Raw genomic sequence first — 13123 nt, forward strand, 5'->3', positions numbered from 1 at the left:
GTATAAGAGATTAACTCACTTCTAGGGTGTTTAATATCTCTTCATAGTCACATGTATTGCCTATTTCTCTGTCAATCCACTCGCGATTATAATAGGTATCTAGATAGCGCTCTCCGCTGTCACACATTAGCGTAACAATAGAGCCTTGCTCGCCTTTTTCTAACATAGTTTGAGCAACTGCCAGCGCACCCCACAAATTTGTTCCCGTGGACGGGCCCGCTTTTATACCCATCGTGTCATTTAACCAATGCATGGTGGCCACGCTTGCTGCATCAGGAACTTGAATCATATCGTCGATAACATCGCCCTGAAATGAAGCCTCTACTTTGGGCCTGCCAATACCTTCTATTCTACTGCCTCTATTGGCCGTTAATGAGGAGTCTCGTTGTTTATAGCTGTCATAAAACACGGAGAACTCCGGGTCTACCACCACCAATTTAGATGCCATACCTTTAAAGCGAATGTAGCGCCCTATGGTGGCAGAAGTGCCGCCCGTACCCGCACTCATCACTATGGTATGGGGCAGAGGGTGAGGTTCGGCCTCCATTTGGTGAAAAATACTCTCAGCGATGTTGTTATTTCCTCGCCAATCTGTGGCGCGCTCTGCAAACATGAACTGATCCATAAAGTAACCGTTATTCTGCGTAGCAACATGAATTGCCTCATCGTGCATTTGTGTCGGGCAGTCGACAAAATGACAGCGGCCTCCAAATTGCTCAATAAGCGCAATTTTTTTAAGGGCGGTAGAGCGTGGCATAATGGCGATAAATGGAACGCCAATCATACGAGCAAAGTAGGCTTCAGATACCGCGGTGCTTCCAGAAGATGCTTCCACGACGGTAGTGTGTTGATTTATTTTGCCGTTACACAAGGCATATAAAAATAGTGAGCGGGCGAGACGATGCTTTAAACTGCCGGTGGGATGGGTACTTTCATCTTTTAAGTAAATATCGATACCGTTAAGTTTGAGTGCATCGAGTTTGATAAGGTGCGTATCCGCTGAGCGCTGATAGTCCGCATTTATTTTTTTTATCGCTTGGGAAACCCAATCTGCCATTACAATCCCTTAAAACATGTCGCCAGAGGAAAATATGACTGTAGAATAGCAGTGAGTTTTCAGTTTTTCTGTGCGTTTTTTTCTATATTTAATAAATTAATTGCGACTCAATGCCAAAAACTAACGATTAAGAGGTTTTTGATTCTATATGACGTTTTTGAAGCGAAGTGTTCGGCAGTGATACGTGCATAAATTGTTTGGGCTTCATAAAAAACTTGGTATCTTGTGCTAGAACACTAGGACACTAGGACACTAGGACACTAGGACACTAGGACACTAGGTCACCAGGTCTTAAGTCTTAGGTCAGTTCATTTCACCCTAAATCATCATGCCCAAGGACAACGTGTCTTAGATATTCACGTCTTAGGTAAATTATAAATTAGGAAAAATACTATGAGAGCTCTGCTACTCATTTTTTTATTTATGCTGTCGCCATATTGTCTTTCTACTGAGACACTGAAAGTCGCTACGTTCAATGTCAGTATGGAGGCGGGAAACTACCCTGAGGCTTTAACAAAAACGAAAAATTCACAAGGGACAAAGCAAAAGTCCGCGCCGAGTATTGACGTGCTTCAACGAGTGCTAAGTACGGGAGAGCACCCGCAAGTTAAAAATGTGGCTGAAATTATTCAGCGCGTTAATCCAGACGTACTGCTATTGAACGAGTTCGATTATATTGCGGATAAAACCAAAGGTGTCGACGCCTTTATTCGCCACTACCTCAATGTTTCTCAAAATGGCCAGCAGGCTGTTGACTATCCCTATACTTATATTGCACCGGTCAATACGGGGCTTGCCACGCCATTCGACTTAGACAATAACGGTCGGGCTGAGCAGCTTGGAGGAGATGCTTACGGTTTTGGCTTATATCCAGGCCAATACGGTATGGGACTGTTGTCGAAATATCCCATCGACATCGATAATATCCGCACGTTTCAACGGTTCAAATGGCACCACATGCCTCATCCACAGCAGCCATATATACCCAATTCCCAGCAAAAAGAGACTGAGTGGACGCCTTGGTATGATGCCACAGAGTGGCAGGCGCTGCGTCTAAGCTCAAAGTCTCACTGGGATGTGCCAGTACTGATTAATGGCGAAAGCATTCATATATTAGCGATGCACCCGACGCCGCCTTCTTTTGATGGGGAAGAGGATAGAAACGGCAAGCGCAATCATGATGAGATTCGTTTAATGGCAGATTACTTATCGCCAGATAAAGGAAGCTATATTTATGATGACAACGGCAAAAAGGTGAGTTTGCAACACAATACGCTATTTGTACTTGCTGGTGATTTTAATGCTGCCGACATCGGTGATAAGTACCGTGAGGGTGTTATTGAGCAACTAACGGAAAACCCGTTAGTTAATAATACAGTTTTGCCAATAAGTCGCGGCGGGGCAGAGTCGTTTGACGTCTCTTACAGTGACCGCTATACGGCAAGTTGGGGCGCTAGGGCTGATTATGTGCTACCCTCTGCACAGTTCGACATCACTGACGCTGGCGTTTTCTGGCCGACAAAAAACAGCGAGCTTTATCGTTTGGTGGACGGAAGGAAGGCAAGTTCGGATCATCGCTTGGTTTGGGTTACGTTAGCACTTGATTAACCCTTCTATTCGCAAGCTATGCGCTTTCCACACAGTGCTAGCGTTTGTTTGCCCAGTAAGGTATTGCTTTGCAGCAGTAGTATTATTATTTGAAAACGAGAAACCGTTGAAATATTTTTCTCTCCCATTTGCGTTTTTTGGCATGCTGTCAATGTTATTGCTAGCCCATGCAGGCTTAGTTTATGCCGACGGTATCGTACCGCTCAATCGATACTTTCCTCAAACATGGGGTACACAAGATGGCCTACCTCACAACACCATAAACGCGCTCGCGCAGACTCAAGATGGCTATCTATGGGCCGGCACTTGGGAAGGCTTGGCGCGATATAATGGTGTTGAATTCGATGTGTTCACACGGGGAGAAGAAACAGGCCTGCCTGACTCAGGGATCCGAAGCCTGTTTTATCACTCAGATTCCCAAGAATTATTGGTTGCCGGCAGTAGAGGAGGACTTTCCGTACTCAACCAACAACAATGGAATGCTCAGAAAACGGCTACATCAATGATCAACCACGGCTTCAAAAGTAGTGATAACACCGTGTGGCTAGCAATTGAAGACGGTGGACTTGAGGTAAGGTTTCCAGATGGTACAGGCGCTCAATTCCTCTCCCATACCAGCGCCTATCGAGTAATTGAGGACAGACAAAAGCGAATTTGGATCGCAACCAATGCGGGGCTCTACGTTTACAAAAACAATGATGTGGAATTGGCAGCGCCTAACATTCCGGCGCTATCTGGCCCATCTTTTACTTTTGCCCTAAACCAAGATGGCAACGTGCTGATAGGCACTGAGCAGGGGGTGTGGCAACACAAACCTGAAGGTTTTTCAATGTTACACCCAGCACTGGCAAGGGAATCAATCAGCAGTATATTACTGGATAGTCAAAACAGCATTTGGGTGGGCACCATCAATCATGGTTTGTATAGGTTAAGTGGATTTGGTCTAGAAAAGCTTGATGCAAACGTTGGGCTTCCAGATAACCGTATTTTCTCTTTGCTTGAAGATGCGGAAAAAAGCATTTGGGTAGGCACCAACGGCGGTCTTTTTGCGTTGCGACGTGCGCCGTTTACTACGTTTACGCAAAGCCAAGGATTAAGTGGCGACTACATTCGAACGGTTATGCAGCACAACGAGACTATTCTTGTTGGCAGTAGCAATGGCCTAGATGTGCTAAAAGACGGTCGTTTTACGCCGATACCATCTCCCCTCAAGCGTCCTACCTCAGTATTAAGCTTAGCTAAATACACTGACAATGCAGTATTAGTGGGTACCTATACTGACGGTGTCATGGTGTTTAATGATGAGAAGTTAACGCCTTTTCTAAATCGTGCTGGTGGATTACCCAGTAATGAGGTGAGAGCTATTTTACATGCCAAAGACGACAGCGTGTGGTTTGGCACTGCACACGGTTTAGTCAGGCTGCTCCCCGATGGTAGCCTTGAACATTTTGATGAATCAAGGGGGTTGCCTGCCCATTTCACCATGGGGCTAGCAGAAGACAAGTTTGGTCGAATTTGGGTTGGTACTGGTTTGGGCGTTGCCTACATTGACAATAAACGAGTGTATAACATCAAATTTCCCGAAAGTTCTGATGCACAGTATGCGTTTAGTTTTCTTGCCGACAATGACGGGCTCTGGATGGCAACCGATAGGGGCGTCGCTTTTTTTGACTTTGCGAAAAAGGCAGTGACACTTGCTGGGCGTGCTCAAGGCTTGCCTGTAGACAAAGTATTTGCCATACGGTTTGATAAAAAGGCGCGTGCGTGGATAAGCTCCAATCAAGGTGTCTTTTTAATTTCTCGTCAAAACTTACAAGCATGTATGGAAGACACATCGAAACAGCTTGAGTTTGAGCAGTTCAAAGAGGCCGACGGCCTACAAAGTATGCAAATGAATGGTGGGTCGCAGCCTTCACTTTTTGTCAGCGATGAAGATAGCATTTGGCTTGCTACCGCTAAAGGTCTCGCCAACATACAGCCTCAAAGCTTAGAACGCATCAATGGTTTCAACATTCCTGTGAATGTAGAGCAGGTTTCACTTGATGGTAGAGTAATACCTTTACTTCAAAGTGATAAACCAATTGAAGTATTACCGAATATCGACCGCATTACGTTTGAATATGCCGGGCTGGGTTTTGCGATGCCCTCTCGAATTGAATATCAAACTAAACTGGTGGGATTTAACCAAAACTGGTTAACTCGAGACCAAGTTAGGTTAGCGGAGTATACCAACCTAGCGCCTGGTAACTATATATTCAAAGTGCGAGCTCGTTACCCCAATGGACAATGGCAAGAAAGTCGTATGCCAATCAGTTTTGTTGTACAGCCTAAATTTACACAGACTTATGTGTTTAAGCTCGGCGTAGTTGTCATTATTTGTTTATGTATATTAGTGCTGTTTAGATTGCGTTTTCATCATTTACGAAAGTCAGAAGCCCTGTTACGAGAAAGAGTATTAGCGCAGACAGAATCACTTGAAACGCAAACTAGGCAATTTGAATATCAGGCCACTCATGATGGATTAACCGGCATAGCCAACCGACGGGCCTTCGATGCCCGAGTAGTTGAATTGTTTGTTCAAGCTAAAAATAAGAAGCAGCCACTTTGTTTAGCGATTATCGATATCGATCATTTTAAACAAGTTAACGACCAGTACTCCCATCTCATCGGTGATAATGTCATAAAAGAGGTTGCGGCACTCATCGAAAAAGCGCTACCCGTCGACGCTGTTTGTGCTCGTTGGGGCGGAGAAGAGTTCACTGTTTTGATGCCAAACTTTGATTTAGCCACCGCAAATAAGTGTATTGATACGCTCCGTTTATCCATTAAAAAACACGATTTTAGCTGGATTGCCGACAACCTAAGCGTTACCGTAAGTGCGGGTGTCGCGAGTATCAAGTTCGCTAGTGATCACGACAGGCTGCTAAATCAGGCTGACCAAGCGTTGTATCAAGCCAAGCAGCAAGGTCGAGATAGAGTCATTGACTACAGCTTTTGAAGTGCTGTAGCGCTAAGTGCAGAACCTGAGCCTTTGATAACGCGAGACAGCATGTAAGTTAGTGCATGCGTCAGCGTTTAAGTTAGCACTGGCAGCGAAAAGCCCACTGATAAAAACCAGTATAAGAGCAGAGAGTTCTATATGCGTTTACTAGCGTTTGTTTTTACCTTAACGCTCGCCGCCTGCGGTGCGCAGCCTAATGAAGACTTCATTGATATAGAAGCGATACAGAATTTAGAGCAAGGCGTCGATCACGACCTTCCCCTTATTGCGCAAGCATATTCGATAAAACGCAGTGAGCTGTGCGAAAAAGAGGGCGGCACATGGAAGCAAAATGATAGCAAGCAATCTGCTATTTGTGTGTTGCCCGCGAGTGATGCCGGAAATGTGTGTTCTGATAGCTCTGAATGCACAGTGGCGTGTGTGGCAAAGAGTGACAATGTCACTGCTGGAACGAAGGTTGAAGGCATGTGCTTAGAATCTACCAATCTCTTCAACTGCCCAATTTATGTGTCAAAGGGCGTCGCCGAACAAAGTATGTGCGCTAACTAGCTAATGCGATGCTCACTACAAATTGACTCCTAACGAGTTTTCACCTAACCAATTTATTCCTAACAATTTATAAAACAGGGACATGTTAGATGCTTCAAAATATTCAACACTTTGCAAAATCCATAGCGGTTTCTCTTTTCGCTATTTTCATCTGTTTTGGCGTGCTCGATTTCCTGTGGCTAGGCATTATTGCCGATAGCTGGTATCAAACCGAAATGGCGCCGTTGCTACGCTCGCAATTTATTACGTGGCCGTGGCTAATATTTTATCTTATGTACGGCTGTGTTGTATTTGTATTGGCAGTGGTAGCCAACCGCGACAAGTCGCTATTGTATGCTGGTATTGATGGCGCCTTACTTGGGCTTGCCAGCTATGGCGCTTACAACCTCACGGCGTACAGCATTATCGACGGCTTTACCCTGTTTATCATGCTGATAGATTGGGCATGGGGAACATTCCTAACCAGCGCTAGCGCTATGGCAGGCTGGTTAGGATTCAAAGCAGCGCTACGGAAATAGCTGTTTTACGGAAATGAATAGCGAACAATGCGTTTTAGCACGCTGACATACTGCTTAAAAAATCCGCCAGTGTTGTAATGCATGCCGTGCTCTTTGAAAATGGCTTGTACCCGGGGTGCCATTTCTTTGTAGCGGCGTGCGGGAATATCTGGAAACAGATGGTGCTCTATCTGAAAGCTCAAGTGGCCGGTAAGTACGTGAAATAACTTGCCGCCTTTTATGTTGGACGAACCAAGCCCTTGTCGGTAGTACCATTGCCCTTGGGTTTCATCAATACAGTCTTCAGCGCTAAAGGTTTGCACATCCCCCGTAAAATGCCCGCAGAATATGATGGTAGATGTCCATAAATTCCTTAGTAAGTTGGCCACCAAGTTACCGGTGAAAACGTAAAGAAAGAATGGGCCAGCGAGTAAAGGGAATAACACATAGTCTTTAACTAATTGACGGGCCCCTTTGCTAAAGAAGCGACGCTTTAACTCAGCATGTGATAATTGATTTTTGCGGTTGTCTTTTTTCTTACCAAAAAATACGCGCTCTGCCGCCATCTCATGATACGACACCCCCCATTGAAACATGACGCTAAGCATTACGTAGGTAACGAACTGCCAAAGATTTTTTACGCGCCAGCGAAAGTCATTCGACAAGCGCAGTAAGCCATAACCAAAGTCTCTGTCTTTGCCAATAATATTGGTATAGGTGTGGTGTTCGTAATTATGCACACGATTCCAGCTAGAGCCGTCACAGGCAATATCCCACTCATAGGCTTTGGAGTTGATGTGCTTATCGTTCATCCAGTCGTACTGGCCGTGCATAACATTGTGACCAATTTCCATATTATCTAAAATTTTAGCTGTGGCTAAACTCAGCACACCTACTACCCACAGCAGTGGTTGTATAAACCCTAACATAAGCAGTATTCTGCCGGTCCATTCACACGCACGCTGGGCCAATATTACCCGTCTAATGTAGGCGGCATCTTCACTGCCAATTTTACTTTTTACGTCGGTTTTAACGGCATCAAGCTGAATGGCAAGTTTGGTATAGTCAGGTATCTTTGTATTGCTATTTACGGTGTTTGTATTAATTGTCCTAATCATGCTTGAAGCTCCAAATCGGTAACGGCTTGAGATACACAAAGTTGAATTAGCTGCTCGGCGTTATCTGATAGCGCGCCGGTTCGAGTATCTCGAACCACGCCACGTTTTTTTACGCACTGGCATTGGTGACAAATGCCCATGCCGCATCCGTAGGTAACAGGTCGGTTAGCTTGCTGAAGTTGTGTTAATAGCGTTTGCTGGTTATCTACTAAAAGAGAGCTTCCGTTATGGCTTAAAGAGAAAAAGGCTTTTTCACCACTGGCTTGCGCAGTTGCCACGGGAAATGCGGCAAAATGTTCGCTATCTAATGACACATCATTAGCACGGGGAAGATTCGCATATGTATTTGCCACTTCATCATAAAGAGACTTCGGGCCGCATACCATCCAGTGTGCATCAGTGTGGCTAGCCAAAAGCTGTTCCACCCCGCCATCTTTTTGGCGACACAGTAATTCGTAGGTGAAGTAAGTATTTAGGCGCTTATATTCAGCAAGCTCTTGTGTGAGTAGATGCTCATTCTCTTTAGCGAAATACAATAAGTGAACAGGCCGACTTTGCAGATTATCGCTACTTGCACTGTTTAGATCTTCTAGCATAGCGATGAAAGGCGTAATGCCCGAGCCGCCAGCTATCATTACAACGGGTTTGATTTGTTCAGGTGCTGCTTGTTCTAATGAAGAGGTCTCAGGCTTATTTAAAAGCGCTGCGTTTGTTATAACAGTGTTTGGCATAACAAAGTTGCCCATTGGCGCAGAAATATTCACTGACACTTTTGATGCCGTTTTTGATAAAAGGGCGTCCAAATATGGCGTTAGCGCACCGTCTTTCTTAACCCGTATCACCAATCGAATAGTGCCTTTATCCTGTCGGCTCTTTTGGCCGCTGGCGATGGTAAATACCCGAGTGACTAACTTGCCGTTTACTTCTATGGTAAGCGCAATATGTTGACCAGCGGTGTGTTTTGGCCAGCGCTTTTGTGGCGCAAGTACAAGCTGCACCGTCGTGGCATTTAGCGTAGTTGCTGATTTTACGCGAGCCTGATAATACCCGTCCCGCCATGATGGATTCACCATTTGAAAAACCGTTTCCCAATATCCTGCCCACGTAGCGTGGTGGAAGAAAACGGCTGCGGCCTTATTTATTAATGTTTTCACTGCGATGTTTACTCTTTGCTCTTTTATTGGCTTTTGTATTGGCTCTCTGGGAGCCTTCAAAAATAGGTACGGATAGCGTTTTTACTATCACCAAAGATATGTAAAACCTTTGGCTTACACTTGTACGCTCAGTCAGCGCACAAGTGTAAGCTTAAAAAAATAAAAAGCAAGAGGGCGATTATTAAATGTTCAAACACGACAAGCGCAATTAAGTCAAAAAGGGCTGGTAAAATAGGCTGTCTAAATTGAGTCTTATTTACTGCAGCCTCTATCAAAATTGCTCTAAATTCGGTAGTATCCGCGGTCTTAATTTTTAATTAATAAGCGGACTATGTTTGAAATTAACCCGGTTACTAATGCGATAAAAGATATCCGCGAGCGCACCGACGCGCTTAGGGGGTATCTTTGACTTTGATGCGAAGTCAGAGCGTTTAGAAGAAGTAAGTCGAGAACTTGAAAACCCAGATGTGTGGAATGAACCAGACAGAGCGCAAGCACTGGGAAAAGAAAAGGTAGCCTTAGAGCAAATTGTGGAAACCATTCACAATTTAGACCAAGGCACCGAAGATGTTGAAGGTTTGGTTGAACTTGCCGTAGAAGCCGAAGACGAAGAGACATTCGAAGAAGCGCAAAATGAACTGAATAGTTTAATTGAGGCGCTAGAGAAACTTGAGTTTCGCCGTATGTTTTCCGGACCAAACGATGCCAACGATTGCTACATTGATATTCAATCTGGGTCAGGCGGTACGGAAGCTCAGGATTGGGCGAATATGCTGCTGCGCATGTATCTTCGCTGGGGTGAAGCTCACGGTTTTAAAACCGAACTTATCGAAGTATCAGACGGTGATGTTGCCGGCATAAAAAGTGCGACATTACGCATTCAAGGTGAGTATGCCTTTGGCTGGCTGCGTACCGAAACAGGTGTTCATCGCCTTGTTCGAAAGTCGCCATTTGACTCTGGCAATAGAAGACACACCTCGTTTTCTTCGGCGTTTGTATACCCTGAAGTTGACGACGATATTGATATCGATATCAATCCTTCCGATTTGCGTATTGATACTTACCGAGCATCAGGTGCCGGTGGACAGCACGTAAACCGAACGGACTCCGCTGTGCGTATTACCCATGAGCCCACCGGAATTGTGGTGCAGTGCCAGAACGATCGCTCGCAGCACAAAAACAAAGATCAAGCCATGAAGCAGTTGAAAGCGAAACTCTATGAGTTTGAACTGCAAAAGCAAAACGTTGAAAAACAAGCGATGGAAGACAGTAAGTCAGATATCGGGTGGGGGAGCCAAATACGGTCTTACGTATTAGACGATTCTCGCATAAAAGATTTGCGTACTGGCGTTGAAACACGCAACACCCAGGTTGTCCTTGATGGCGATTTGGATAAATTCATTGTAGCTAGCCTGAAATCTGGGCTGTAGACCGAACAACGAAGTGAAAGGTTATGACTGACCAACAAACTGACGATAACAAATTGATTGCAGAACGCCGTGCTAAGTTAAGCGCTATTCGTGAGCAGTGCCGTGCAAACGGTTTCCCTAACAGCTTCCGTCGCGAAAATTACGCCGACGAATTACAAGCTAAGTTCGGTGAATTCGATAAAGAAACGCTGCAAGAGCAGGGTAATAAAGTAAGCATTGCCGGACGTATTATGGCGAAACGCGGTCCATTCATGTTGCTTCAAGACATGACTGGACGTATTCAGGCCTATGCTGATAAAGAAACGCAGAAAGTGCTTAAAGCCAAATACGGTGCGTTAGATATTGGCGATATTATTGGTGTTGCCGGTGATTTGCACAAATCTGGCAAAGGCGACTTATACGTTAACATGGCCGAATACGAGCTATTGACTAAAGCACTGCGCCCATTGCCTGAGAAGTTTCATGGTTTAAGCGACCAGGAAACCAAGTATCGTCAGCGCTATGTGGATTTGATCACCAGTGAGCAAACCCGTAAAACCTTTATGATCCGCAGCAAAATTGTGAATGGTATTCGCAATTATCTAACTAAGCGCGACTACTTAGAAGTAGAAACGCCAATGCTGCAGGTTATTCCAGGCGGCGCTACTGCGAAGCCTTTCGTTACGCACCACAATGCATTAGATATTGATATGTATTTGCGTATTGCCCCTGAGCTTTACTTGAAGCGCTTAGTGGTAGGCGGTTTTGAACGTGTGTTCGAAATCAACCGCAACTTCCGTAACGAAGGTTTATCAACTCGTCATAATCCAGAGTTCACTATGCTTGAGTTTTATCAAGCCTACGCTGATTACAACGATTTGATGAATCTTACGGAAGATATGCTTCGCACCTTGGCTGAAGATATCCTTGGCACTAGCATTATCACCAATACTACAAAAGACACTGATGGCAACGTAACCAGTGAAGTTCAGTACGACTTTGGCCAGCCTTTTGAGCGCTTAAGCATGGGTGATGCAATTCTGAAATACTGGCCTGATGCCAATGAAGCGGCTATCCGCGACCCAGAAGCTAACCTTGATGCACTTAAAGCCATGGCAAAGCAGCTGCATATTAAAGAGCCTGAAGTGGATGGAATTTGGGGCGCAGGTAAATACCTTTGCGAAATCTTTGAAGCTACTGCAGAAGAGAAGCTTGAGCAACCAACGTTTATTACCGAATATCCATGGGAAGTTTCTCCGTTAGCCCGTCGCAACGATAATAACCCGTTTATTACTGACCGCTTTGAGTTCTTCGTTGGTGGTCGTGAATTGGCCAACGGTTTCAGTGAGCTTAACGACCCAGAAGATCAAGCGGAACGTTTTGCTAAGCAAGTGGTAGAAAAAGACGCTGGCGACGATGAAGCTATGCATTTTGATGACGATTACATTCGCGCCCTTGAGTATGGCTTACCGCCTACAGCGGGTGAAGGTATTGGCATCGACAGATTAGCCATGTTGTTTACCGACAGCTCAACTATCAAAGATGTTATTTTGTTCCCTCACATGAAGCCTCAAGCAGGCAACGACGCTGAGGCAAAAGACTCAAAAGCCGAGTAAAATAACCGAATAAAAAAGCTAGACAAGGAGCGCTTTCACGCGCTCTACAAGAAGGGTATTGGTGGGAACGCTAATACCCTTTTTCTTTGCCATAGACACAATATAGCCGTTGATCGCGTCTATCTCAGTTTCACGTTTATACTGTACATCTTGATGCATACTGGAAAAATTACTGCCCGTCGCCTTTGCTACCTGCATTACCTTGTCTTTAACTTCACTAAGGTCAAAGTGCTCACCGCAAGCTCGAGCTACTGCAACAAATTCTTGGCAGATATCGTGTATCAGTTCGCTGTAGCTCTCATCACAAATAGCAAGGTTTGGGACATTATTAAGGGCAGTTAGTGGGTTTATGACTGCGTTTACTGCAAGCTTGCTCCAAAGTGCGTGTAGGATGTTGTTGGAGAGTGCCACTGGCGGCAACGCCTTATTCAGTAATGTATAGGCTCTCACCAGCTGTCTGCTTTCATACTCTGATTTTGATAACGGGCCTGCTTTTGATAGCTTGTCTGTTTTCCCTAAACTGTCTGTTTTCAATAGACTGTCAGCATTGAATGAGTCGGCTAACGTACACAAGTTAGGGTGTTTTATACTGCCTAGTGTAGTACTTCCCAAGCCCGTATACACAAGCTGTTGCTGTGCATCGTCTCTGTGCTTTTTCAACGCACCGTGGCTCGTTGTCGCTAATAACAGTGGATAGTCATCACCTAGTAAAGCCCGCGCTATTTCTTGTCCGCCCATGCCATTTTGTAGCAATACGATAACCGGTTTGGCATGTAAAAACGGTAGCCATTGGCGAAGAGCCGATTCCAGTTGATACACTTTAAGCGGAAATATTAGTACATGGTTGGCATCAATCTTTGTGGGTGATGCAATAGCGCCGTGTAGGGGAAAAGAATGTCCATCAAGCCATGTTGCTTCGTTTGGAATGCTAGACTTGTTTGGAGTGCTAAAAAATGTAGAGAGTGTTGGTTTATCACAACGCTTGGTAGCTTCATTGCGGTGCGAAGACGAAAAAAAACGAGGGTAGCGAGTATAAGTCACCTTGTGCTTTTCAGCGCCCGCCGCCAAAAGACTCCCAATAGCACCACTGCCCACAATATGTAAGTGCGTCATA

At 45.1% G+C, this 13123-nt stretch carries 10 protein-coding genes; 6 read left to right on the plus strand and 4 right to left on the minus strand.

Annotation, left to right across the window (positions count from 1 at the left end; genetic code table 11):
- Nucleotides 1–10: 10 nt before the first annotated feature.
- Nucleotides 11–1057: a PLP-dependent cysteine synthase family protein gene (locus JV36_RS0108380; protein WP_032094477.1), complete on the minus strand. Its 1047-nt coding sequence runs from the start codon at nt 1055–1057 to the stop codon at nt 11–13.
- Nucleotides 1058–1450: 393 nt separating this feature from the next.
- Here JV36_RS0108380 and JV36_RS0108385 point away from each other — a divergent pair, with 393 nt between their 5' ends.
- The 4 genes from JV36_RS0108385 to JV36_RS0108400 all read left to right on the plus strand — a co-directional run bounded on the left by JV36_RS0108385 (nt 1451) and on the right by JV36_RS0108400 (nt 6733).
- The gene (locus tag JV36_RS0108385; protein WP_032094478.1) at nt 1451–2665 is read left to right on the plus strand and encodes an endonuclease/exonuclease/phosphatase family protein; all 1215 of its coding nucleotides are present in this window, start codon (nt 1451–1453) and stop codon (nt 2663–2665) included.
- 106 nt (nt 2666–2771) lie between these two features.
- Nucleotides 2772–5663, plus strand: coding sequence for a ligand-binding sensor domain-containing diguanylate cyclase (locus JV36_RS0108390; RefSeq protein ID WP_235207796.1), 2892 nt, complete (start codon nt 2772–2774; stop codon nt 5661–5663).
- Nucleotides 5664–5804: 141 nt separating this feature from the next.
- Nucleotides 5805–6215, plus strand: a complete 411-nt coding sequence (locus tag JV36_RS0108395) for a hypothetical protein (RefSeq protein WP_052010011.1) — start codon at nt 5805–5807, stop codon at nt 6213–6215.
- Nucleotides 6216–6304: 89 nt separating this feature from the next.
- Entirely contained in the window at nt 6305–6733 is a 429-nt protein-coding gene (locus JV36_RS0108400; RefSeq protein ID WP_032094479.1) for a DUF2177 family protein, read from the plus strand.
- Between the two features lie 5 nt (nt 6734–6738).
- Here JV36_RS0108400 and JV36_RS0108405 read toward each other — a convergent pair whose 3' ends face one another.
- Together JV36_RS0108405 and JV36_RS0108410 are read right to left on the minus strand one after the other, a co-directional pair.
- Nucleotides 6739–7830 (minus strand): fatty acid desaturase family protein, encoded by a 1092-nt coding sequence (locus JV36_RS0108405; protein WP_052010012.1) that lies wholly within the window; start codon nt 7828–7830, stop codon nt 6739–6741.
- Nucleotides 7827–8903 (minus strand): FAD-binding oxidoreductase, encoded by a 1077-nt coding sequence (locus JV36_RS0108410; RefSeq protein WP_032094584.1) that lies wholly within the window; start codon nt 8901–8903, stop codon nt 7827–7829. The genes JV36_RS0108405 and JV36_RS0108410 overlap by 4 nt, the downstream gene beginning before the upstream one ends.
- A 412-nt stretch (nt 8904–9315) precedes the next feature.
- Here JV36_RS0108410 and prfB point away from each other — a divergent pair.
- A protein-coding gene (prfB, locus tag JV36_RS0108415; RefSeq protein WP_152561495.1) for a peptide chain release factor 2 occupies nt 9316–10414 on the plus strand; the annotation gives its coding sequence in 2 pieces (ribosomal slippage) (nt 9316–9390 and nt 9392–10414; 1098 coding nt in all).
- Nucleotides 10415–10437: 23 nt separating this feature from the next.
- Nucleotides 10438–12009 (plus strand): lysine--tRNA ligase, encoded by a 1572-nt coding sequence (lysS, locus tag JV36_RS0108420; RefSeq protein ID WP_032094481.1) that lies wholly within the window; start codon nt 10438–10440, stop codon nt 12007–12009.
- An 18-nt stretch (nt 12010–12027) separates the two neighbouring features.
- Here the strand turns inward: lysS and JV36_RS0108425 are convergent, their stop codons facing one another.
- Nucleotides 12028–13122, minus strand: coding sequence for a ketopantoate reductase family protein (locus tag JV36_RS0108425; RefSeq protein WP_032094482.1), 1095 nt, complete (start codon nt 13120–13122; stop codon nt 12028–12030).
- Nucleotide 13123 lies beyond the last annotated feature (1 nt).

The sequence above is a fragment of the Alteromonas sp. LOR genome, from assembly GCF_000753865.1.
GTDB lineage: Bacteria > Pseudomonadota > Gammaproteobacteria > Enterobacterales > Alteromonadaceae > Alteromonas.